We start from the raw sequence: 23,058 nt of genomic DNA on the forward strand, positions 1-23,058 counted from the left end.
TTGAACTGTCACATTTTGTCCTTATGTTCTATGGATCAGGAGGATTATCATGACAAATACGACCCATTACACCGCCATCCTGGCTGAAGGCAGTGCCGTGCCGACACTATTGTGCGGCCATTGCCGTTCCATTCTTTCCAGAGCCAGGATTTTCAGGAACCAGGGCGACGGCCATCAGGACATCCATTGCCATACCATCGGCCTGTGCTCGGCCGACGACTGTGGCGCCGTCAACTGCTGTGACGATGCTTTGGCCCGAATTGACAACCCCGAACGCCTGTTTGATATCGCGTCCTGATTCAAACCGGCAACGCACTGTTACGCAACTCAAACACACAAAATTTCCATCTGATTTATCCTGATTTCCGACGATTGCCGTAAAGACAATCACGCAACCAATCAGTCAGGACAGTCGATGGCATGCGTATTCTGAGAACCGACGAAGCCCGCTTCGCAGGCCTTCCGGATTATCCCTTCCAAGCAAATTATCTGGACGTTGAGCCAGGCCTGCGCATGCACTTCGTCGATCATGGTCCGACCAATGGCACACCGGTCGTCATGCTCCATGGGGAACCATCCTGGTCGTATCTTTACCGACACATGATTCCCATGGTCGCAGAAGCGGAATATCGGGTTTTGGCACCGGATCTCATCGGTTTCGGAAAATCCGACAAACCAGCCAATGTGACCGATTACAGCTACAGTCGCCATATGAGCTGGCTGACCCGCTGGCTGGAAGACCTGAACCTCACCAACATCACCCTGGTCTGTCAGAATTGGGGATCACTGCTTGGCCTGCGATTGGCGGCTGAACACCACAGACGTTTCAACCGGATCATTGTCGGTAACGGCATGCTGCTTACCGGAGACTCGCCGGTGCCTGCGTTGTTCCGTGCGTGGAAAGCGTTTGCCAGCCACAGCCCCTGGTTTCCTGTTTCCCGCATCATACAGCTGGGTACCGAAAGGGCTCTGAGCCCGGGTGAGATGGCGGCATACGAGGCACCCTTTCCGAGCGCGGAGTTCAAGGCGGGCGCCCGCGCCTTTCCGGGCCTGGTTCCGGTTTCACCGGATGATCCAGCCAGCGCCGCCAACCGTGAGGCCTGGCGGATCCTGGAGAAATGGCGCAAGCCCTTCATCACCTGTTTCAGCAATGGCGATCCGATCACCCGGGGAGGCGATCGTCACATGCAAAGACGCATTCCCGGGGCACTTGGACAGCCCCACATTACCCTGCGCGGTGGCCATTTCCTGCAGGAGGACTCCCCCAGGGAGTTTGCCCGGGTCATACTGGACGCCCTGAAAGCTGAAATGGCGGCCTGAGCCCCCACCCATTCAACCAAAAACGGTCACCGTCTGGCGGCTCAGCGCCACCAGTTCGCCGCTCTCAGTCCAGATACCGGCATGGGTATGGCCGTAACCGGCGCCTGCCTGATCAATCGTGGCCCTGTAGAGCAGCCACTCTCCCGGCTTCATGGTCGGCCGCGGATGCACAATCTCCAACGCCCAGCTCAGGGAACTGGCCGGTGCGGGCCCCTTCAAATGCGGCAATAATGCTGGTGGCCAGGCATCCACCAACGCCACAATGTGCGCGTCGGTCAGGGCCGAGGGCGTCTCCCGGAACTGCATCCAGCCCCCCATCTCACGACCACCCTTGCCGGAAAACGGCATGTTGCCGAAAGACCAGCGCATGTCGATATGCTGGGTAAATTCCGGGGTAACTCCGGGAATGTATGGCAACTCCTGGCACTGGTCTACCGGAACAGCCTCCGGGGCGGGCGATGGCGCCACCTGAACTGATGACTCCCGATCACCACCAAAACTCGCCAGGCACGCCAGCCTGGTCTCACCGTTTTGCAGAATTCGCCCCTGTACCTGAGAGACCGCCTTGCCCTCACGCAACAACTCTGCCTCAAACACCGCAGGCACATCCGGTTCCACCGGCCCGACAAAAGACACCTGCATCGCCCGCATGGCCCTGCCAGGGGCAACTTTCGACGCCATCACGTCGAATGCCAGCGCCGCTACCAGCCCACCGAAGGTAGCCCGTCCCTGCCCCCAACTGGCCGGGATCACAACGTCTCGGCCCTCGCGCACCGAATTCAGAAGCTCATCGAACGTCATACTCTTCCATTCCTGTTAATTAGCCTGCAAACAACCAAGACTGCCGCAGTTGACCGAAGCTGGCAAGCTGCTTCCCCGGCAACTACCTACCCTATTACCGGCAATAGTCATGTTAAAGACTGTCCAAACCGACTATAATGTTTCAAAATCATGCATTGCATTTGTAATGCGATACCCTCCGAATACCGAGTACATTCATGTCAGAATTGTCTTTTGCCGAACTGGGGCTGGATCCAGCAGTACTGGAAGCCGTCTCCGCAGTTGGCTATGAAACTCCGTCGCCCATCCAGGCGCAATCCATTCCAGCCTTGCTGGCCGGCAACCACCTACTGGGTGTTGCCCAGACCGGTACTGGCAAAACAGCCGCGTTTGCACTGCCGCTGCTGAGCCGTATTGATGCCAGCGTTGCAGAGCCCCAGATTCTGGTGCTTGCCCCTACCCGGGAGCTGGCCATTCAGGTAGCCGAGGCGTTCACCACCTACGCCAGCAAGTTCAAACACTTCCACGTTCTGCCGATTTACGGCGGCCAGGATTTTGCGCCACAGATCCGCGGCCTGAGGCGTGGTGCCCAGGTCATCGTGGGTACGCCAGGCCGGATGCTGGACCACCTGCGCAAAGGCACCCTGAAGCTTGGCAGCCTGAAGGCACTGGTGCTGGATGAAGCAGACGAAATGCTGCGCATGGGCTTTATTGACGACGTAGAAGCAATTCTGGCGAAGACTCCGGACACCTGTCAGCGAGCCCTGTTCTCGGCCACCATGCCGCCGCAGATCAAAAAGGTTGCCCAAACCTATCTGAAGAACGCCACGGAAGTGCGCATTGAAAGCGAAACCCGCACCGTTGAGCGTATCGCCCAGTTCGTTCTGCCAGTCTACGCGGAGCGTAAGCTGGACGCCCTGACCCGCATCCTGGAAGTGGAGCCGTTCGACGCCTCTATTATCTTCGTGCGCACCAAGGCCGAGACCACCCTGCTGGCGGAAAAACTGTCAGCCCGCGGCCATGCGGTTGCCCCCCTGAGCGGTGACCTCAACCAGCGCCAGCGTGAACAGACCGTAGAGGACCTCAAGCGCGGCAAGAAAGACATCATCATCGCCACCGATGTTGCCGCCCGTGGTCTGGACGTGCCCCGGATTACCCACGTGATCAACTACGACGTGCCCTACGACACCGAAGCGTACATCCACCGGGTTGGTCGCACTGGCCGCGCCGGCCGCACCGGCAAGGCGATTTTGCTGGTCACACCGCGCGAGCGCAGCTGGCTGCGCACCCTGGAGCGGGCCACCAACTCGCCGATGGAACCGTACCAGCTGCCGTCACCGGCTGCGCTGCAGAAAATGCGGGTAGAGCAGTTTGAAGAGCAACTGCTGGGCTTCACCAACGATCCCCGATCTGCCAAGGCCATTGCCCTGCTGGACGACATTGCCGAGCGCAATGACATGGACATGGCCGCCGTTGCTGGCGCCCTCGCCTGCTTGCTGGAAGCCTCCCAGCCGGATTCCCTGCCGCTGGAGCAGCCCGAAGCCCTGCCGGAAGTGTCCGCAGCGCCCCGTCGCGACCGCAAAGGCCCGCCTCCGGGCAAAGGCGGTTTCCGCAAGGGTGGACCCGGCAAGAAATTCAGCAAAGATGGCAAGCCCGGCTTCCGCAAGGGACCGCCCAAGGGCAAGCCTGCTGGCAAAGGCGGCAAGCCCTCTGCCAATGGCCCCAAGCGCGCCCCGCGCTAAGGGCCAGAACCGCTAGCCGGTCAGGCTGACCGGCTACGCTGGTAGACGACAAAGCTGTAGTCGTAAGGATTATTGTCAGACGCGGAGAAATCTTCGCGTCCGATCTCTTCCCAGTCATCCCAGTTCACTTCCGGAAAGTAGGCATCACCGTCCACCTCGGCGTGCACCTGTGTGATGTACATCCGGTCGACCATGGGCAGTGCCTCAGTGTAGATCTGGCCGCCGCCGATGATCATCAACTCATCACCACCCTCCAGCTCCGCCTGGGCCTGAGCCTTGACCAACGCCTCATCCAATGATGCCGCCGCAACCGTACCTGCCGGCGCCTGCCATTCCGGGTTTCTGGAAATCACCACATTCATCCGCCCCGGCAGTGGTCTTCCGATAGAGTCCCAGGTTTTCCGCCCCATGATGATGGGCTTACCCATGGTCGCCTGCTTGAAGTAACGCAGGTCGCCGGGCAGGTACCAGGGGAGCTTGTTGTCCCGCCCAATGACGCGGTTCCGGGACATAGCAACAATCAGTGCTTTTCTCATATGTCGTCCTCATAGCCTGGAGTTAGCGAGGGGCGGGAGCTGGTTTTCAAAACACGCTCAAGCACATCCATGTGACGCTTGGGCTCCGCTATCCCTGGCTCCGCACAGTCTTGAAAACCAGCTCCCGCCCCTCGCACCCAAACTTCACTGTATGACTTCATTTACTGCGATCTATCTCGCAGCGTGATCGCTGGCAAGCGGGTGGGGCTTTCCGAAAATCTGCGGAGCCAGGGATGGCGGAGCCGAAGCCGCACAGGGACGTCTTGAGGCGCTTTTCGGAAAGCCCCACCCGCTTGGCAGCAGCCCCCATACTCGCGGGCCCGTCTGACGAAAACACCGCCAGACTATCAATCAAATCGCAATAGGGGCCTTGATGACCGGATAAGGGTCATAACCGTCGAATTCGAAATCTTCCAGCTCGTAATCAAAAATCGACTCCGGCTTACGCTTGATCACCAGCTTCGGCAACGCACGGGGCTCGCGCTTTAGCTGCTCGAACACAATATCGTCGGTCAGGTGATTACTGTACAAGTGACAGTCCCCAAACGTGTGCACGAACTCACCAACATCCAGATCACACTGCTGGGCAATCATGTGGGTCAACAAAGCATAAGACGCAATGTTGAAAGGCACCCCCAGAAACAGATCCGCACTGCGCTGGTACAGTTGGCAAGACAGCTTGCCGTCCGCCACGTAGAACTGGAACAGACAGTGGCAGGGAGCGAGCGCCATTCGCCCTTCCCGCACATTATCCTGAGGACTGACTGACTCATCCGGCAGTTCCGCCGGGTTCCAGGCGGAGACAATCAGGCGACGGGAGTTGGGCTTGGTTTGGATTTGCTCGATAACCTCGCTGATCTGATCAATCACCCGACCGTCGTGGCATTGCCAGCTGCGCCACTGCTTGCCGTAAATTGGCCCCAGGTCGCCATTATCGAGTGCCCATTCATTCCAGATGCTGACCTTTCGTTCCGCCAACCAGTTGTTGTCAGTGGAACCTTTCAGGAACCACAACAATTCGTAGATGATGCTTCGCAGGTGGACTTTCTTGGTGGTCACCAGCGGGAAGCCTTCCTGCAGGTTAAAGCGCATTTGCCGGCCGAACACGGAGCGGGTGCCAACCCCGGTGCGGTCGCCCTTGTCGAATCCGTTGTCGACAACGTCTTGCATCAGGTCGAGGTAAGCTTTCATGCAGCGTTTCTCCGGTAAGCAATAACAATCAGGGCAGCGCCGGCAATAACCATGGGCAACGATAGCACCTGCCCCATGGTCAGCCAGTCAAAGGCCAGGTAACCCAGTTGCGGGTCAGGCTGGCGGAAGAATTCGGTAAAGAATCGGAAGCTGCCATAGCAGGCCAGAAACAGGCCAGAGACGGCCATTTTCGGGCGCGACCGGGAGGAGAACCACCACAGGATGGCGAACAGTACCACGCCTTCCAGGGCAAACTGGTAGAGCTGGGAGGGGTGCCTGGCCAGGCTGTCTGGAGCGGTGCGGAACACCATGCCCCAGGACACATCCGTCGGTTTGCCCCAGAGCTCCCCATTGATGAAGTTGCCGATGCGGCCCGCGCCCAGGCCCACCGGCACCAGCGGCGCCACAAAATCTGCGATGCTCCAGAACCCGGCCGACGTTTTACGCCCGAACCACCACATCGCCAGCATAACGCCCAGCAGGCCGCCATGGAACGACATCCCCCCTTCCCACACCCGCAACAACCATAACGGGTCGGCCAGGAAGGCATCGAAGTTATAAAACACCACATACCCGAAACGGCCGCCGAGAATGACACCCAGGGCCATGTAAAACAGCAGGTCACCTACTTGCTCTTCGTTCAGGGGCGACCAGGGTTTGCGGCTACGCAGGCGGCCAAGCCACCAGCCAGCAGCGAAGCCAACCAGGTAGGTCAGGCCATACCAGTGGATTTTCAGGGGGCCGATGGCGATGGCCACCGGGTCAATCTGCGGGTGTTGCAACATGAATACGCTCTCAACTCAGCAGGAATCGGAGGCCGACGAGGATCAGCACAACGGCAAATATCTTCTTCAACAGGCGGCCATCCAGCTTGTGCGCCAGCTTTGCGCCGAAACGGGCAAAAAAGACACTGGTGGCAACAATACCGACCAACGCCGGCAAATAGATAAACCCAATACTGAAATCGGGCAGCTGCGGGTTCTGCCAGCCGGTCCAGATGTTGCCAGCAGCACCAGCCAAGGCAATCGGCAAGCCACAGGCCGCGGACGTGGCGACAGCCTGTTGCATGCGCACGTTACACCAGGTGAGGTAAGGCACGGAGAGTGTGCCACCACCAATTCCGAAGATGGCAGATGCCCAGCCCACAAACCCACCGGCCACCCCGAGCCCGGCGTTACCAGGCACATCCCGACCGGGCTTCGGGTTTGCTTCCAGCAGCATTTTCAGCGCGACCAGAATCGCAAAGGCGCCAATGATGGTTTTCAGCATCGGGCCACTCAGCAGCGATGCCGTCCACGCCCCGGCCAACGCCCCGACGATGATTCCGACCGTCATGGGCCGCACCAGTTCCCACCGGACAGCCCCATGGGTATGGTGGGTGCGGATGGAACTGATGGACGTAAAGACAATCGTGGCCAGAGAAGTACCAATAGCGAGGTGAGCGGCGATCTCGGCACTGAACCCCTGGAAGCCAAAAGTGAAAATCAGCACCGGAACGATAACCAGGCCACCGCCGATTCCGAACAGGCCTGCCATGGTGCCTGCCAGTGCACCTAGTGCCAGATACAGAATGAATATACCGATCAGGGTCATGTTTGTTTGCTTAATCCCGGGAATAAATCAGGCTGGTATGATACGCATTGTTGCCAAACGCTGCAGCCTCCCAATTCAATTAAAGGATTGCCATCGACCATGTGCCTCATTGCTTTCGCCATCGGACAAAGCCCGGAATTTCCCCTGGTGGTGGCAGCCAACCGGGACGAGTTCTTCCGGCGCCCCACCGCCGCCATGAACTGGTGGCAGGACAACAGCGGCCAGCAGATTCTGGCCGGACAGGACCTGGAATCCGGCGGCACCTGGTTGGCGGTCAATACCGACGGCACGGTAACAGCCGTTACCAATGTGCGGGAAGGAAGCCCCGAGGCTGGCCGCCAAAGCCGTGGCGAACTGCCCTTACACGCACTGAGACTCTCAACCCGTGAACTGCAATCCTCACTGGATGCAGAGCCCGGGCGCTATGCAGGGTTCAATCTGGTGAAGCTGACCGGTCTTGGAGGCTGGTATTACAGCAATCGGGACGCCCACCCGGGCCGGCAGGTATTCCGGGGCGTTTATGGCCTGAGCAACCACCTGCTGCAGACCCCCTGGCCAAAACTGCTGAGGCTACGCAAGGCCGTTGGCCATTGCGTGGAACAAGCGCGCCAAGACCCGGCGCCGCTGCACAAACAGCTACTGTCACTCTTGCAGGACACCACGCCAGCGCCAGACCGGAGCCTTCCGGATACCGGCGTTGGCGTGGAAACCGAGCGATTTCTGTCTTCACCATTCATCGTCGGCGACCACTACGGAACCCGAGCAACCACGGTTGTTACCTTGTCCCGACAGGGCCAGGTGTCAGTCACCGAGCAATCCTGGGGACCGAATGCCACAACTCTGGAAAAACGCCAATTCGCCTGGCAGCGATAGCTCAGGGACTCTGATATAATCCACGCAATTTCCGAAACACCTGACCGGAGGTCGCCCATGGCCGGTGAGAATAACAGCAGCACATCCATTGCCGACTTTGAAAAATCCCTGGACGAACTTGAGCGATTGGTTCGTGATCTTGAGCAGGGAGAGCTTTCGCTGGAGCAGTCACTGGCAGCCTTCGAACGGGGCGTAAAGCTCACCCGAGAATGCCAGACCGCCCTGAAAACCGCCGAACAGCGTGTTGAACAACTGGTTCAGAACAGCGATGGCTCCCTGGAGACCCGTCCCTTTTCAGCGGATGATGCCAACTGATGAGTGAGCGCCTGTCCCTGGCTCTGGAATTTCTGGAGCAATCCCGCCAGCAGATTGACCAGGCACTGGAACGCTCTATTCGCGATGGCGCCGCCTCACCCAGGCTGGATGAGGCCATGCGCTACAGCGTTCTGGGCGGTGGCAAGCGCGTTCGCCCGGCACTGTGCCTGGCCGCGGCCCGCGCCATCGGCGCCGATCCATTGGCGGCGTTGGCCCCCGCCTGTGCGCTGGAACTGGTGCACGCCTATTCCCTGGTGCACGACGACCTGCCCGCCATGGATGACGACGACCTTCGGCGTGGCCGACCAACCGTTCACATCGCGTTTGATGAGGCCAGCGCCATACTGGCCGGCGATGCGCTGCAAACACTGGCCTTTGCACTTCTGGCGGAGGCCCCGGAGCTGTCAGACCAACAACGCATCGCAATGATTCGGGAGCTGGCGACCGCCAGCGGACATCAGGGCATGGTTGGTGGCCAGGCCATTGATCTGGAATCGGTTGGCCAACAACTGACCATAGAACAGCTTGAGTCCATGCATCGCCATAAAACCGGCGCCCTGATCGAAGCCAGTGTTCGCCTGGGCGCGCTGACGTCCGGTTCGGTCACAGATCAACAACTGGCCGCCCTGTCTGATTTTGCCAGCGCCCTGGGCCTGGCGTTCCAGGTGCAGGATGACCTGCTGGATATTGAAGGCGATACCGAAATCATCGGAAAGCGGCAGGGCTCGGACGCCGCCAGGGAGAAACCCACCTATCCGGCCCTGCTGGGTGTTTCCGGTGCCAGGGAACACCTTGAGAAGCTGCTGGATCAGGCCCAAAGTGCCCTGGACAGTTTCGGCGAAGAAGCCGAGGTGCTTAGGGCCATGGCCGATTATGTGGTGGTCAGAAGGCACTGAACCGCGCTGACAAACAAGAATCGGCCGGCCTGACGACACCGTTTTGTAACATCTGGCCCGGGAAGTGTGAAACACACCTCCCTGTTCCCTTATAATGCCAGTCAAAGAATCCATATTCCGATAAAGACCCGAGCTGATGCAGGACACATACATTTTCAGGGAAATCCCGTCGCAGCGGCCCAACACGCCCATTCTTGACCGGATTGACGTGCCCGCCCAGCTGCGCACCCTGCCCGAGGAAGATCTTCCACAACTGGCCAGAGAACTCCGGGCTTTCCTGCTCTGGTCTGTCGGCCAGACCGGCGGCCACTTTGGTGCCGGCCTAGGCGTTCTGGAACTGACCGTCGCCCTGCACTATGTCTTCAATACCCCCGAAGATCGGCTGGTCTGGGATGTAGGCCACCAGGCCTACCCCCACAAGATCCTGACCGGGCGCCGGGAACAGATGGGCAGCATCCGCCGTAAGGATGGCCTGGCCGGGTTCCCGAAACGAGCGGAAAGTGAATACGACACCTTCGGTGTTGGCCACTCCAGCACCTCCATCAGCGCCGCACTGGGCATGGCCATTGCAGCCCGCATGCAGAATACCGGGCGCAAGAGCATTGCGGTGATTGGCGACGGCGCCATGACCGCCGGTATGGCCTTTGAGGCCCTGAACCACGCCGGCCACCTTCACGCCGATATGTTGGTTATCCTGAACGATAATGACATGTCGATCTCCCGCAACGTGGGCGGGTTGTCCAACTATTTTGCCAAGCTGCTGGCCAGCCGAACCTACAACCAGGTTCGGGACAGCAGCAAGAAAGTACTGAAAAGCACCCCACACCTGATGGCGCTGGCGAAGAAAACCGAAGAACACTTCAAGGGCATGATTGCCCCAGGCACGCTGTTCGAGGAGCTGGGCTTCAACTACATCGGCCCCATTGATGGCCACGACCTGCCATTGCTGGTTGAAACCCTGGAGAACATCCGGGAGCTGGACGGCCCGCAGTTCCTGCATGTGGTGACCACCAAAGGCAAGGGCTTTGCGCCCGCAGAGGCGGACCCCATTGGCTATCACGCCATCAACAAGATTGAACCCGTGCCACCGAACAAGCCGAAGCCGGTCAAACCGATGCAGGCCAAACCGAAATACGCCAACGTCTTCGGGCAATGGCTGTGCGATGCCGCTGAGCAGGATGAGCGCGTGGTCGGCATCACCCCCGCGATGTGCGAGGGCTCAGACCTGCTGGCGTTCTCGGAGCGTTTCCCGGACCGCTACTTTGACGTAGCCATCGCCGAGCAGCACTCGGTAACCCTGGCGGCCGGGCTGGCCTGTGATGGTGCCAAACCTGTCGTGGCAATCTATTCTACCTTCCTGCAACGGGGCTATGACCAACTGATTCACGACGTTGCCATCCAGGATCTGGACGTGCTGTTTGCCATCGACCGGGCGGGGCTGGTGGGCGAAGACGGCCCAACCCATGCCGGCGCGTTCGACATCAGCTATCTTCGCTGCATCCCGAAAATGGTGGTGATGACCCCCTCAGATGAAAACGAAACCCGCCAGCTCCTGCACACCGGTCTTCAATACCATGGCCCAGCTGCCGTGCGGTACCCCCGGGGCACCGGCCCCGGTGCCGAAATCCAGCAGACACTGACGGCTCTACCCCTCGGCAAGGGTCGCGTTGTCCGAGAGGGCACTCGGGTGGCCATACTTAACTTTGGCACTCTGCTGGGCTCTGCCCTGGAGGCGGCCGACAGCCTGAATGCCACCGTGGCCGATATGCGCTTCGTCAAACCGCTGGATGAGAGCCTGGTACTGGAACTGGCCGAACAACACGACCTGCTGGTAACGCTAGAAGAGAACGTGGTGGCTGGCGGTGCCGGTAGCGCAGTGACCGAATGCCTGAATAAACGGGAAGTGATGCTACCGGTGCTGCAGCTGGGCTTGCCTGACCGCTTCGTCGACCATGGCAAGCACGGGGAATTGCTCAAGGAATGCGGGCTGGACCCGGAAGGTATCCGTAGCGCCATCGCTAGTCGGATTGACCGCCTCGGTAACGCCGCCCTGACGGCCATCAAGTGATTACTGCTGGCTGATAGCACAGCCGTGCTATCAGCCTGATTCTGCCAGCGGACTCAATCAGGCCGGGTCGTCATCCTGATGAGTCTCGAGCCAGTGTCCGAGCTTGCTTTGCTTGGTATTGAGGTAGTGTTCGTTGTGCGGGTTGCGACCCACGTGCAGGGGAACACGCTCCGAAATCTGAATTCCGTAAGACTCCAACGCCTTGACCTTCCTGGGGTTATTGGTCATCAGCTTCAGGCTTCGAATCCCTAGGTGCTCGAGCATGTCCTTGCACATGCTGTAGTCCCGCAAATCCGCACCAAAACCCAGCCGCTCGTTGGCCTCTACGGTATCTGCGCCCTGATCCTGCAACCGGTAGGCGCGAATCTTGTTCAGCAACCCGATGCCACGGCCTTCCTGGCGCAGATACATCAGAATGCCACGACCTTCGCGGGCAATGCTGCGCAATGCTTCTTCCAGCTGATACCCGCAATCACAACGCATGCTGTACAGGGCATCGCCGGTCAGGCATTCGGAATGAGTACGTGCCAGCAGAGGCTCATCGCTATCAATATCGCCCAGCGTTAGTGCCACATGCTCTTTTCCGGTGTCCGGCTCCTCAAAGCCGTGCATGTCGAACACACCGAAGGGGGTGGGCAAACGGCAGGTCTCAATGTAACGAACAGCCACTGTATTTCCTCGTGGTTCTGACAAATTGGGCGGGCATTCTATCATGCGGCTGCTTGCCTGGCGTAGTGTTGGCACGTTTACTCTCCGAATACAGTGTGGTCGGAAAGAGTACGGCCAAGGCCAGAGAGCAGATCATTGTTCCGGCGCGCGCCAGTGTCCCGAGCGGCCACCCTTCTTTTCCAGCAGCCGCACACCATCCACCACCATCGCCTTATCAACGGCTTTGCACATGTCGTACAAGGTCAACGCGGCAACACTGGCGGCCGTAAGCGCCTCCATCTCGACGCCGGTCTGCCCCGACAGCTTGCAGCGGGTAAGGATATGCACCGAGGCGCCATCCGCCCCCGGGGACAACTCCACTTTCACCGATGTCAGATTCAGGGCATGGCACAGGGGAATCAGGTCATGGGTCTTCTTGGCCGCCATGATGCCGGCAATACGGGCAGTAGCCAGCACATCTCCCTTGGGATGCTCACCATCAATGATCATTCGCAGGGTTTCCGGCGCCATGCGGATGGTTGCTTCCGCCCGGGCCTCCCGCTCGGTGACGGCCTTGCTCGTCACATCCACCATTCGGGCTTCGCCCTTATCATCCAGATGGGTCAACTTGCTCACGCTGCGCTCCCCGCTCGTTTTTGATCTGTCACTGATTAACTACTGTTGCACAGACTGATGCCGGCGGAAATCCGTAATCTCCGCCAGCGGCTCACCACCAGAATCCGATGCCGGCAATGCCCTGGCCGCCCCGCTCACGACACAGTGTTTCATGACCTGGCGTCAGCCCCCCCAGCCCGTAGACTGGAAGCCTGGCATTGGCCACCAGGGATTCGAACTGCCCCCAGCCCATTCCGGGTTGCCCCGGATGGGTGGACGTTTCCAACACCGGGCCCAGCGTCGCGTAATCCGCACCCAGGGCCGCCGCATGGTGCAGCTGGCCTTGGTCATGGCACGACACGCCCAGCCATCGATCGGCCGGCACAGGGCGTCTTGAGAGCGCCTGAGCCTCACGCCAGGGCAGGTGCAGGCCGGCAGCTTTCGGAAATGCACCCAGCAAACGCGGATGGCCATGCAAAACCAGTCCGACGCCGGCACCGGAACAGATCGGCAAAGCCTCTGCCGCCAGTTTCAGGTAATCGTTATCCGGTAATTGAGGCGCCCGAAGCACAACCAGCTGCCCCGCCATCCCGCCAATCGACCGTTCCAGCCGGCTGATACCGTCCTGCCAGGATGCCATCGGGCCAACAATAGCCAGGCGCTGCGGTAAATTGAGTGCCCTTATGATCGGGCGGTTGGCGGCAGGGAAATCCGCATCGGCGAGCTCGCACGGGCGCAGCCAACTGATCGGCTGCCCTTCCCGGCCCTCTGGCTGCCCCTCGGCCTCCGAGGTTTTCCAGACATCCAGGAGCACCTGTTTGTCACCGTAGTCGTGGCGGATACCGATCACCGGTTCCAAGCTGGCCAGGGGTACCTGCAGGCCGGTTTCCTCGGCAATCTCCCGAACCAGGGCCTGCTGTACGGTTTCCCCCGGCTCCACCTTGCCACCCGGGAACTCCAGCAGTCCGCCCTGATGCACGTGATCCGGACGGCGGGCAATCAGAACCCGGCCGTCACGGATAATGACGGCGACGGCAACGTGGATCTGCTTCTTCCCCGCCAGGGTCTCAGGCTCAGGTACGGTATTCGGCATTGATGGTCACATAGTCGTGGGAGAAATCACAGGTCCACACCGTTTCCTGGACGCCACCGTGCTTGAGGTCGATGGCGATGGTGATTTCTTCCTGGCTCATTAGCCGCTGACCCCGGTCCTCGGAGTAATCATCGGCACGGCCACCGTTGCGCACCAGGCAGACATCCCCCAGATAGATTTCCAAAGAGCCCAGGTCCAGGTCCGACACGCCCGCGCGCCCCACCGCCGCCAGAATCCGGCCCCAATTCGGGTCCGAAGCAAACAGCGCGGTCTTCACCAGCGGCGAGTGCGCGACGGTATAGGCCACATCCAGCGCCTCCTGCTGGCTGGCAGCACCGCTGACGTCGATGGTGACAAACTTGGTGGCACCCTCACCGTCCCGGACAATGGCATGGGCCAGGTCCAGGTATACCTGGCGAAGGGCTTCTCTCAACGCCGGCAGGTGCGGGCTGTCTGCGGTAATTTCTGGCCCGTCGTACTGGCCACTGGCCATCAACATGCAGGCATCGTTGGTGGAGGTATCACCATCAATGGTAATCCGGTTGAACGACTTCTCGCCCAGTTCCGACGCCAATGACTGCAGCACGTCGGGTGCAATGCGGGCGTCGGTGGCGATAAACCCGAGCATGGTGGCCATGTTTGGCCGGATCATGCCCGCGCCCTTGCTAATGCCGGAAATGGTCACCGCATGGCCACCCAGGTCCACCCGCACAGACGCCCCCTTGGGCCGGGTGTCGGTGGTCATGATGCCACTGGCGGCTTCCGCCCAGCGGTCTTCACGGGTATTGGCCAGGGCTTCCGGCAGAGCTTTGATAATCTTGTCGACCGGCAGGGGCTCACCGATCACACCGGTTGAGAACGGCAACACCGCGTCAGGGCTGACGCTCGCTTCGGCGGCCAGCGCCTCACAACAACGCAGGGCGTCGGCCATACCCCGCTCTCCGGTACCGGCGTTGGCATTGCCGGTGTTGATCAGCAGGTAGCGGGGTGCGCCCTGGGCCAAGTGTTTCCGGCTGAGTACCACAGGAGCCGCGCAGAACTGATTACGGGTAAATATGCCCGCTACCCTCGCCTCCGGCACCAACTCGAACACCACTATGTCTTTACGCCCGGGCTTTTTGATACCCGCACTCGCAATCCCCACCTTGATACCCGCCACCGGGTAAAACTCGGGTAAGGTTCCGGGACCTACCGCCATGCCTGCCTCCTGAATTTATCCGAAACTGTAAACGACAAAACCCGCATACCGCCCATACACTGGCCGATTGCGGGTTCTGGTGCCGAGGTTGCTGCTCAGGTTTTAGCTGACCTTACCGCAACACTGCTTGTACTTCTTGCCAGACCCGCAGGGACACGGCTCGTTTCGCCCTACCTTGCGCTCCTGGCGAACAAAGGTCTCCGGGGTGCCCTGGGCCTGGTTGCCCTGGCCAGCATCTTCACCCTGGGTCGCGCTGGTCTGATCGTGCCGCAACTTGGCCCGAGCCATTTCCCGCTCCAGCTCTTCTTTGCGGCGACGCTCGATCTCTTCCATCTCTTCGCGACTCTGAACCCGGACATGGCACAACACACGGGTGACGTCACGCTTCATGGTGTCCAGCATGGTCTCAAACAGGTTGAAGGCTTCGCGCTTGTATTCCTGTTTCGGGTTCTTCTGAGCGTAACCGCGCAGGTGGATACCGCGGCGCAGGTGGTCCATGTTCGACAAATGCTCTTTCCACAGGGTGTCGAGCACCTGCAGGAACACCTGTTTCTCGAACTTGCGCATGGGTTCTGCGCCAGCAATCTCTTCTTTCGCCTTATATTCGGTGACGATGGCGTCAAGAATCTTCTGGCGCAGGTTTTCCTCATACAGTTTGCTGTCTTCGTCCAGCCACTGTTGAATCGGCAGATCAATCGCCATTTCAGATTGCAGCTGCGCTTCCAGCCCGGCCACATCCCACTGTTCCGGCATGCTCTGGGGCGGAATAAACTCGCTGACCATCGCGTCAACCACATCGCTGCGAATGGTGTCGACCATCTCGGAGATGTCGTCAGACGCCATCACCTCGTTACGCTGGTCGTAAATCACCGTGCGCTGATCGTTGGCTACGTCATCGTATTCCAGCAGGGTTTTACGCATGTCGAAGTTACGACCTTCCACCTTGCGCTGGGATTTCTCGATGGCGTTGGTAACCATCCGATGCTCGATGGCCTCACCCTTTTTCATACCCATGGCCTGCATCAGGTTCTTCACCCGCTCAGGCGCGAAGATCCGCATCAGGTTATCTTCCAGCGACAGGAAGAAACGGGAAGAACCCGGATCGCCCTGACGGCCGGCACGGCCCCGTAACTGGTTATCGATCCGCCGGGATTCGTGACGCTCGGTACCGATAATATGCAGACCACCGGCATCCAGCACCTGATTGTGGCGTTCGGTCCACTCCGCCTTCATGCGGGCGACTTCTTCCTCGGACGGATTATCCAGGGCGGCCACTTCGTATTCCCAGTTACCGCCCAACACAATGTCCGTACCACGACCGGCCATGTTGGTTGCAATCGTCACCGCGCCGGGGCGGCCCGCCTGGGCAATGATCAGTGCCTCAGAGTCATGCTGCTTGGCGTTGAGGATCTTGTGCTCGATGCGGGCCTTCTTAAGCAGCATGGACAGCAGCTCGGAGGCCTCGATGGATGCGGTACCCACCAGGATAGGCCGGCCTTCACCGGTGACATCCTTGATCTCATCAATGATGGCGTGGAACTTTTCTTCCTGGGTCAGGTACACCAGGTCGTTATAGTCAATCCGCTGAATGGGTTTGTTGGGCGGAATCACCACCACGTCCAGACCGTAGATCTGGCGGAATTCGAAGGCTTCGGTATCGGCCGTACCGGTCATGCCGGCCAACTTGTCGTACAGACGGAAATAGTTCTGGAAGGTGGTCGATGCCAGGGTCTGGCTCTCGGCCTGGATCTTCAGGCCTTCTTTCGCCTCGATGGCCTGGTGCAGGCCTTCGCTCCAGCGGCGGCCCGGCATGGTCCGGCCTGTGTGTTCATCAACGATCACCACCTGACCGCCCTGAACGATATAGTCGACATCCTTCTGGAACAGGTGATGAGCCCGCAGGGCTGAATGAACGTGGTGCAGCAGGCTCAGGTTGGCTGCCGAGTACAGGCTTTCGCCCTCTTGCAGCAGGCCTCGCTCCAGAAGCAATTCCTCAATCTTCTCATGACCGGCCTCGGTGAGCTCCACCTGGCGTGACTTTTCGTCGATGGTAAAGTCGCCGGAGCTTTCTCCGGATTCACTGACCTCGCCTTTTTCAAGGCCCGGAATCAGCGTATTGATGGCCTGATAGAGCTTCGAGGAATCTTCGGCAGCACCGGAAATAATCAACGGGGTACGGGCTTCGTCGATCAGGATGGAATCCACCTCATCCACGATGGCAAAGTTGAGACCGCGCTGAACCTTGTCATCAATACTGAAGGCCATGTTATCGCGCAGGTAGTCAAAGCCGAATTCGTTGTTGGTACCGTAGGTGATATCTGCCTGGTAGGCGGCGCGCTTCTCTTCCGGCGGCTGCCCAGCAACGACCACGCCAATGGTCAGGCCAAGGAAGCGATATAGCTTGCCCATCCACTCGGCATCACGGCTTGCCAGGTAATCGTTGACGGTTACAACATGAACGCCCTTGCCGGGCAATGCGTTGAGATAAACCGCTGCGGTGGCCACCAGGGTTTTACCCTCACCGGTCTTCATCTCGGCAATGCGGCCTTCGTGCAGGGTCATACCACCAATCAGCTGTACGTCGTAATGACGCATGCCCATCACCCGGCGGCTGGCCTCGCGAACGGTGGCAAAGGCTTCGGGCAACAGGGCATCCAGGGCTTCACCCTCATCAAGACGCCGGCGGAATTCAGCGGTCTTGCCCTGCAACTCGGTATCCGACAACCCGCCCAGCGCCTCTTCAAGTTGATTGATGCGCGTAACGGTTTTGCGCATCCGCTTGATTTCTCTGGCGTTTTTACTGCCGAACATCTTCGTTGCAAGCTTTGTGAACATAGACCACTGCTTCTTCAGTTAAACGGAGGAAGCCGGCATTCTAACCTTATTTGGCGACAGGACAAAAGGTGGGGTTCACGGGAATGGAATCAGCGGCTTGCGCGCTGGATATATTTCTCAGGATTTTCGGACTTGCCATTGCGGATCACTTCAAAATGCACGTGGGGGCCCGTCGACCGGCCGGTGCTTCCCATCAGTGCCACAACCTGCCCCTTCTGGACCACATCACCAGTTTCGACCTTGATGGTCTTGGCGTGGGCATAACGGGTAACCAGCCCGTCGCCATGATCTACCTCAACCAGATTGCCGTAGCCAAAGCGGTCACCGGCGAAGGTCACCACGCCGGCACCGACAGTGATGATATCACTGCCTTCCTTGCCGGCCAGGTCCACTCCGGCATGCCAGCGGCGCTTGCCGGTGAAGGGGTCGGTACGGTATCCATAAGGGGACGACAACCAACCCCAGGTGATGGGACGGCCCTGCAGATACAGCTCGTCTTCGAGCTTGTTGCGGGACGCCACCTTATCAAGCAATCGCAGCTGCTTTTCACGATCATCCAGCGTGCGCTCCAATTGCTCGATCATATCGGTCAATTCAGGGGCACTGTAGGACTCACCACCCATACCGTCTTCGGGGCCACCCACAGCCGCCGGCTGATCAAAGTTGAATTCATCGCTGGCCACCAGCCCGGACTCAACGAAGCGCTGACCAAGGGCGTCCAATCGCAGAAGCCGCCCCTGGATATCACCAAGCCGGAGTGTCAAAGCGTCCACCTGCTGCTGCACGCTCTCCCGAACCCGCGTCACCTCGACCCGCTGCTCCTGAAGCTTGTCCTGCCAGGTAGATACCAGCTCGGTCTCTGTGGGCTTTTTGGCCTCAGCCTTTGCCACGGCCACCTGATAACCCGCCCAGCCAGCCGCCAACAGCAGCGCCAGCACAGTAAACACTAGAGCTGCAACAATACCGGCGTTGAGCGCGATTGCCCGGGAACGGCCGTGACGTTTGCTAACGAATATTACGTTCATATCGTCATTCGATTTCATTGAAGAGCCGCATACCTGTCCCTGTAGTGCTGCGGCCCGGAAATAAATATCCGAGCGGTTCTGCTATCCTTGGCAACAACTACGTACTGATAAATCGCAGCGCCCGGTAGACATACTCATTACCCACAATGTAAAACGAGTGTGTTATCAGCGCTACGCACAAAGCGTGCCGAAGTGTAACCAATCGTAAACACTCCCGTCGAGAAAAAAGCCGGTTATGAGCAAAAAAAATGACCAAAAAATGATCTTTGGCAAAGTGGCTTCCAGCCCCGGCTCTACTCTGAAAGCCCTGCTGACCAAAGCCGAGCTTCACCAGCAGGCGGAACAACTGGTGCTCGACGCGGTTCCGGAAGAGCTGGCAGACGGAACGCGTTTTGTCAGCTGCACTGACGGAGAACTGGTGCTGGCCACCGACAACTCCAGCAAGGCTACCCGGTTACGGTTCCGGCAACACGAGATCATGGAAAAGCTACGGGAACAGGAGCTGTTCGGGTTTGTCTGGAAGGTTCGCATCAAGGTTTCACCCTTGAGGTACCGGGACAAACCGAAGATAAAAATGACACCCCTGAGCAAAGAAAATGCCCGGCTCCTCAAAGAGGAAGCCGGGCACACGAAGGATAAAGCACTACGCGAGGTTCTCGAAAAACTCGCAAGCCACGTCCGGGATTAAGGCTTCCGGCCTTAACCCACCGCGAGCACAGGTTTCATATAAGAGATAGGAGCAGTGGCTTCATCATCGAAGGTCACCACTTCCCATGCGTCTTCTTCTGCCCTGAGCTTGCGCAGCAGCTTATTGTTCAGGTCGTGACCGGACTTGATACCGCGGAACTCACCGATCAGGCTGTTGCCCAACAGGTAAAGATCACCGATCGCATCCAGAACCTTGTGCTTGACGAACTCATCATCATAACGAAGGCCATCCTCGTTAAGAATCTTGTAGTCGTCGACCACAATGGCGTTGTCCACGCTGCCACCCAGCGCCAGATTCATCGCACGTAACTTTTCAATATCCCGCATGAACCCGAACGTGCGGGCACGGGAGACTTCCTTCACAAAAGACGTGCTGGAGAAATCCACCGTTGCGGTCTGGGCGCGACCCTTGAACACCGGATGGTCAAAGTCGATACCGAAGCTGACCTTGAAGCCTTCAAACGGCAGGAAGGTCGCTTTCTTGTCACCTTCTTCGATGGTGACTTCCCGCTTGATGCGGATAAAGCGCTTAGCGGCATCCTGTTCGGAAATGCCGGCCGACTGCAGCAGGAATACGAACGGCCCGGCTGAACCATCCATAATCGGCACTTCCGCCGCGCTCAGTTCGACATAGCAGTTATCAATGCCAAGACCAGCCATGGCTGAGAGCAAATGCTCTACGGTCGCCACACGGACACCGTCATTTACCAGCGTCGTGGACAGCATGGTCTCACCTACATTTTCCGCGCATGCCCGGATCTCAACCATCGGGTCGAGGTCCGTACGGCGGAAGATGATGCCCGTATCAACCGGAGCCGGCTTCAGGGTCAGGTAAACCTTTTCCCCTGAGTGCAGGCCGATACCGGTCGCACGGATGGTATTTTTGAGTGTCCGTTGTCTGATCATCGGTTCATCATTCCGTCACAAAAAGTCGATATTCTGAGCAAAAAACTGCCCGGAGAATATCAGAATTCAAGACTGAGTACCATTTAGCCAACATGACTTTACTTAAAAATTGCAATAGTCACCCGCTATGGCCAACCAGCTCACGTTTATTCTGGACTAAAGGTTCCATTTCACTGCGTTGAAACCGATACCCCGGAACACAGGTGAGACAGGTTATCAATCAGCCTGCCGGCGAAGGAATGCGGGAATATCGAGATAGTCCACGCCCTGCTCTTCGCTTTCTTTGCTCTGGTCCAGCGCCACATTGCCCTGCGAAACCGCACGACGACGCAGCACAGCAGGCCGGTCCAGCTGGTTGTAATCGGTCTTGCCGTCCAGTGTGCGTGAGTTGTCCACCACCTTGGTGGGCTTATCACGTTCACCACCGAGCCCCGTCGCCACCACGGTGACCTTGAGCTCGTCGGTCATTTCCGGATCGATAACCGTGCCCACCACTACCGTGGCGGCGTCTGACGCAAATTCACGAACGATATCGCCAACTTCGGAGAATTCGCCCAGATTCAGATCCATGCCGGCGGTAATGTTGACCAGGATGCCTTTGGCGCCCTGCAGGTTGATGTCTTCCAGCAGCGGGCTGCGAACGGCGGCCTCGGCGGCTTCACGGGCGCGGTTCTCGCCAGTGGCACGACCGGTACCCATCATCGCATTGCCCATTTCGGACATCACGGTTTTAACATCGGCAAAGTCAACGTTGATCATACCGTTGCGGGTGATCAGGTCAGCGATACCCTGAACCGCGCCCAGCAACACGTCGTTGGCGGAGGCAAAGGCGTCCAGCAGGCTAGTCTTCTTACCCATCACCGCCAACAGCTTCTCATTCGGGATGGTGATCAGTGAATCAACGCTCTCGCCCAGCTCTTTCAGGCCGGACTCGGCCACGCTCATACGCTTGCCACCCTCGAACTGGAACGGCTTGGTGACCACGGCAACGGTAAGGATACCCAGCTCCCGGGCGACTTCCGCGACAACAGGCGCGGCACCGGTGCCGGTTCCACCGCCCATACCGGCGGTGATAAACACCATATCCGAGCCACTGAGCGCCTCAGCAATACGGTCACGATCTTCCAGGGCAGACTGACGGCCCACTTCCGGGTTGGCACCAGCACCCAGGCCCTTGGTGATGTTGCCACCAAGCTGGATAATCTGGCGGGCGTCCAGGTCTTTCAGTGCCTGGGCGTCTGTGTTGGCGCAGATAAATTCCACACCTTCAATGTCGCTGTTAAGCATGTGACGAACGGCGTTACCGCCACCGCCGCCAACACCGACAACCTTTATAACTGCGTTTTGCTGAACACTATCAACGAGTTCAAACATATCCCCTACTCCTTCGTGCTGTTTCCGGCCTTTCCAGACCGGTTTCATTCGATCGTTTTGTGTTTTTCGAGATACCTTCGTGTACTACCTGCTGATTCACCGTCAGAAGTGACCGGTAAACCAGGCTTTCATCCGCTCAATCAGGGAAGGTGCATCCTCCCCCTTGAGCACCGGCGCCCGGCCAAGATCCATTTGCCGGAAGCCATGAATCAACAACCCCACACCCGTGGCGTAGATCGGGTTGTTGACCACTTCGGTCATGCCGGAGACCGCCTGCGGACAGGCCAGCCTTACCGGCATGTGGAAGATTTCTTCGGCCAGCTCCACCACCCCTTCCATGGTGGACGAACCGCCCGTAATCACGATGCCTGCGGGAATCATGTCTTCGAATCCCGACCGGCGAAGTTCTGACTGCACCAGGGTGAACAGCTCCTCGTAGCGGGGCTCCACCACCTCCGCCAGCGCCTGGCGTGACAGGTCTCTGGGCGCCCGGTCACCGACACTCGGAACCTTGATGGTTTCATCGGCACCGGCGAGCTGAGTCAGCGCGCAGGCGTATTTGATCTTGATCTCTTCGGCATTTTGCGTTGGCGTGCGCAGCGCCATGGCGATGTCATTGGTGACCTGATCACCGGCAATGGGAATCACCGCGGTATGGCGGATCGCACCGCCGGTAAACACCGCGATATCGGTGGTGCCCCCGCCGATATCCACCACACAGACACCCAGCTCCTTTTCGTCCTCGGTCAGAATCGCGTGGCTCGATGCCAGCTGCTCAAGAATGATGTCGTCTACCTCAAGGCCGCAGCGCTTCACGCATTTCTCGATGTTCTGTGCCGCGTTTACCGCACAGGTCACCAGGTGCACCTTGGCTTCCAGGCGCACACCGGACATGCCCATGGGCTCCTTGATGCCTTCCTGGTTATCGATCACGAATTCCTGCGGCAGGATATGCAGGATTTTCTGATCCGCGGGTATGGCAACCGCCTGGGCCGCGTCGATCACCCGGTCGATATCGGCCTGAGTCACTTCCCGGTCGCGGATGGCCACAATGCCGTGGGAATTCAGGCTCTTGATATGACTTCCCGCGATGCCTGCGTAGACCGAATGAATACGGCAGCCAGCCATCAGCTCGGCTTCCTCCACTGCCCGCTGGATGGCCTGAACCGTGGTTTCGATATTCACCACCACCCCCCGCTTGAGGCCGCGGGACGGGTGTGAGCCGATACCAACCACTTCGATGGTTCCATCCATCTTGCGCTTGCCGACAATCGCAACCACTTTGGAAGTTCCGATATCCAGGCCGACAATCATGTTTTCCGTTTCAACCGATGACATGTGT

At 58.8% G+C, this 23,058-nt stretch carries 22 protein-coding genes; 8 read left to right on the forward strand and 14 right to left on the reverse strand.

Annotation, left to right across the window (positions count from 1 at the left end; all coding sequences use genetic code 11):
• The first annotated feature begins 49 nt into the window (after nt 1-49).
• Complete coding sequence (locus tag ACTZWX_RS13160) at nt 50-298, forward strand: hypothetical protein (RefSeq protein WP_058090983.1); 249 nt, start codon at nt 50-52, stop codon at nt 296-298.
• Nucleotides 299-420: 122 nt separating this feature from the next.
• Nucleotides 421-1,320: a haloalkane dehalogenase gene (locus ACTZWX_RS13165; protein ID WP_444714313.1), complete on the forward strand. Its 900-nt coding sequence runs from the start codon at nt 421-423 to the stop codon at nt 1,318-1,320.
• 12 nt (nt 1,321-1,332) lie between these two features.
• Here the strand turns inward: ACTZWX_RS13165 and ACTZWX_RS13170 are convergent, their stop codons facing one another.
• On the reverse strand, nt 1,333-2,121 hold the full coding sequence (locus ACTZWX_RS13170) for an acyl-CoA thioesterase (protein ID WP_319636315.1): 789 nt from the start codon (nt 2,119-2,121) through the stop codon (nt 1,333-1,335).
• A 197-nt stretch (nt 2,122-2,318) separates the two neighbouring features.
• Here ACTZWX_RS13170 and ACTZWX_RS13175 point away from each other — a divergent pair, with 197 nt between their 5' ends.
• On the forward strand, nt 2,319-3,842 hold the full coding sequence (locus tag ACTZWX_RS13175) for a DEAD/DEAH box helicase (protein ID WP_444714314.1): 1,524 nt from the start codon (nt 2,319-2,321) through the stop codon (nt 3,840-3,842).
• Nucleotides 3,843-3,862: 20 nt separating this feature from the next.
• On the opposite strand, the gene ACTZWX_RS13180 is transcribed toward ACTZWX_RS13175, so the two are convergent.
• The 4 genes from ACTZWX_RS13180 to ACTZWX_RS13195 all read right to left on the reverse strand — a co-directional run bounded on the left by ACTZWX_RS13180 (nt 3,863) and on the right by ACTZWX_RS13195 (nt 7,162).
• Nucleotides 3,863-4,378 (reverse strand): dihydrofolate reductase, encoded by a 516-nt coding sequence (locus tag ACTZWX_RS13180; RefSeq protein WP_444714315.1) that lies wholly within the window; start codon nt 4,376-4,378, stop codon nt 3,863-3,865.
• A 351-nt stretch (nt 4,379-4,729) separates the two neighbouring features.
• Nucleotides 4,730-5,569 (reverse strand): thymidylate synthase, encoded by an 840-nt coding sequence (locus ACTZWX_RS13185; RefSeq protein WP_444714316.1) that lies wholly within the window; start codon nt 5,567-5,569, stop codon nt 4,730-4,732.
• A complete protein-coding gene (lgt, locus tag ACTZWX_RS13190; RefSeq protein WP_444714317.1) occupies nt 5,566-6,354 on the reverse strand; it encodes a prolipoprotein diacylglyceryl transferase in 789 nt (262 codons plus the stop codon). Before lgt ends, ACTZWX_RS13185 begins: the two co-directional genes overlap by 4 nt.
• Nucleotides 6,355-6,364: 10 nt before the next feature.
• Complete coding sequence (locus ACTZWX_RS13195) at nt 6,365-7,162, reverse strand: sulfite exporter TauE/SafE family protein (protein ID WP_444714318.1); 798 nt, start codon at nt 7,160-7,162, stop codon at nt 6,365-6,367.
• A 99-nt stretch (nt 7,163-7,261) separates the two neighbouring features.
• Between ACTZWX_RS13195 and ACTZWX_RS13200 the strand changes: the two genes are divergently transcribed.
• From ACTZWX_RS13200 to dxs, 4 genes are all read left to right on the forward strand, one after another.
• Nucleotides 7,262-8,035, forward strand: coding sequence for an NRDE family protein (locus ACTZWX_RS13200; RefSeq protein ID WP_444714319.1), 774 nt, complete (start codon nt 7,262-7,264; stop codon nt 8,033-8,035).
• A 57-nt stretch (nt 8,036-8,092) separates the two neighbouring features.
• Nucleotides 8,093-8,350, forward strand: a complete 258-nt coding sequence (locus ACTZWX_RS13205; RefSeq protein WP_058090992.1) for an exodeoxyribonuclease VII small subunit — start codon at nt 8,093-8,095, stop codon at nt 8,348-8,350.
• Nucleotides 8,350-9,246 (forward strand): (2E,6E)-farnesyl diphosphate synthase, encoded by an 897-nt coding sequence (gene ispA / locus ACTZWX_RS13210; RefSeq protein WP_444714320.1) that lies wholly within the window; start codon nt 8,350-8,352, stop codon nt 9,244-9,246. The genes ACTZWX_RS13205 and ispA overlap by 1 nt, the downstream gene beginning before the upstream one ends.
• Before the next feature lie 136 nt (nt 9,247-9,382).
• A complete protein-coding gene (dxs, locus tag ACTZWX_RS13215; protein ID WP_444714321.1) occupies nt 9,383-11,314 on the forward strand; it encodes a 1-deoxy-D-xylulose-5-phosphate synthase in 1,932 nt (643 codons plus the stop codon).
• 57 nt (nt 11,315-11,371) lie between these two features.
• Here dxs and ribA read toward each other — a convergent pair whose 3' ends face one another.
• The 6 genes from ribA to ACTZWX_RS13245 form a co-directional block, all read right to left on the reverse strand.
• A complete protein-coding gene (gene ribA / locus ACTZWX_RS13220) occupies nt 11,372-11,983 on the reverse strand; it encodes a GTP cyclohydrolase II (RefSeq protein ID WP_058090995.1) in 612 nt (203 codons plus the stop codon).
• A gap of 132 nt (nt 11,984-12,115) precedes the next feature.
• Nucleotides 12,116-12,598 carry a cyclic pyranopterin monophosphate synthase MoaC gene (moaC, locus tag ACTZWX_RS13225; RefSeq protein WP_058090996.1) on the reverse strand — a complete coding sequence of 161 codons (483 nt, stop codon included), beginning with the start codon at nt 12,596-12,598 and terminating at the stop codon, nt 12,116-12,118.
• 91 nt (nt 12,599-12,689) lie between these two features.
• On the reverse strand, nt 12,690-13,670 hold the full coding sequence (locus tag ACTZWX_RS13230; protein ID WP_444714322.1) for a Nudix family hydrolase: 981 nt from the start codon (nt 13,668-13,670) through the stop codon (nt 12,690-12,692).
• Entirely contained in the window at nt 13,651-14,868 is a 1,218-nt protein-coding gene (argJ, locus tag ACTZWX_RS13235) for a bifunctional glutamate N-acetyltransferase/amino-acid acetyltransferase ArgJ (protein WP_444714323.1), read from the reverse strand. The genes ACTZWX_RS13230 and argJ overlap by 20 nt, the downstream gene beginning before the upstream one ends.
• Before the next feature lie 102 nt (nt 14,869-14,970).
• Nucleotides 14,971-17,703: a preprotein translocase subunit SecA gene (secA, locus tag ACTZWX_RS13240; RefSeq protein WP_444714324.1), complete on the reverse strand. Its 2,733-nt coding sequence runs from the start codon at nt 17,701-17,703 to the stop codon at nt 14,971-14,973.
• A gap of 89 nt (nt 17,704-17,792) precedes the next feature.
• Nucleotides 17,793-18,746: a M23 family metallopeptidase gene (locus tag ACTZWX_RS13245; RefSeq protein WP_444714325.1), complete on the reverse strand. Its 954-nt coding sequence runs from the start codon at nt 18,744-18,746 to the stop codon at nt 17,793-17,795.
• Nucleotides 18,747-18,963: 217 nt separating this feature from the next.
• On the opposite strand from ACTZWX_RS13245, the gene ACTZWX_RS13250 reads away from it, so the two are divergent.
• Nucleotides 18,964-19,416: a DUF721 domain-containing protein gene (locus ACTZWX_RS13250; protein ID WP_444714326.1), complete on the forward strand. Its 453-nt coding sequence runs from the start codon at nt 18,964-18,966 to the stop codon at nt 19,414-19,416.
• A gap of 11 nt (nt 19,417-19,427) precedes the next feature.
• Here the strand turns inward: ACTZWX_RS13250 and lpxC are convergent, their stop codons facing one another.
• The 3 genes from lpxC to ftsA all read right to left on the reverse strand — a co-directional run bounded on the left by lpxC (nt 19,428) and on the right by ftsA (nt 23,054).
• A complete protein-coding gene (gene lpxC, locus ACTZWX_RS13255; RefSeq protein WP_058091002.1) occupies nt 19,428-20,342 on the reverse strand; it encodes a UDP-3-O-acyl-N-acetylglucosamine deacetylase in 915 nt (304 codons plus the stop codon).
• Between the two features lie 216 nt (nt 20,343-20,558).
• The gene (gene ftsZ / locus ACTZWX_RS13260) at nt 20,559-21,716 is read right to left on the reverse strand and encodes a cell division protein FtsZ (protein ID WP_444714327.1); all 1,158 of its coding nucleotides are present in this window, start codon (nt 21,714-21,716) and stop codon (nt 20,559-20,561) included.
• Nucleotides 21,717-21,818: 102 nt separating this feature from the next.
• On the reverse strand, nt 21,819-23,054 hold the full coding sequence (gene ftsA / locus ACTZWX_RS13265) for a cell division protein FtsA (protein ID WP_058091004.1): 1,236 nt from the start codon (nt 23,052-23,054) through the stop codon (nt 21,819-21,821).
• Between the last annotated feature and the right edge of the window lie 4 nt (nt 23,055-23,058).

The sequence above is a fragment of the Marinobacter sp. NSM genome, from assembly GCF_052380025.1.
Lineage (GTDB): Bacteria > Pseudomonadota > Gammaproteobacteria > Pseudomonadales > Oleiphilaceae > Marinobacter.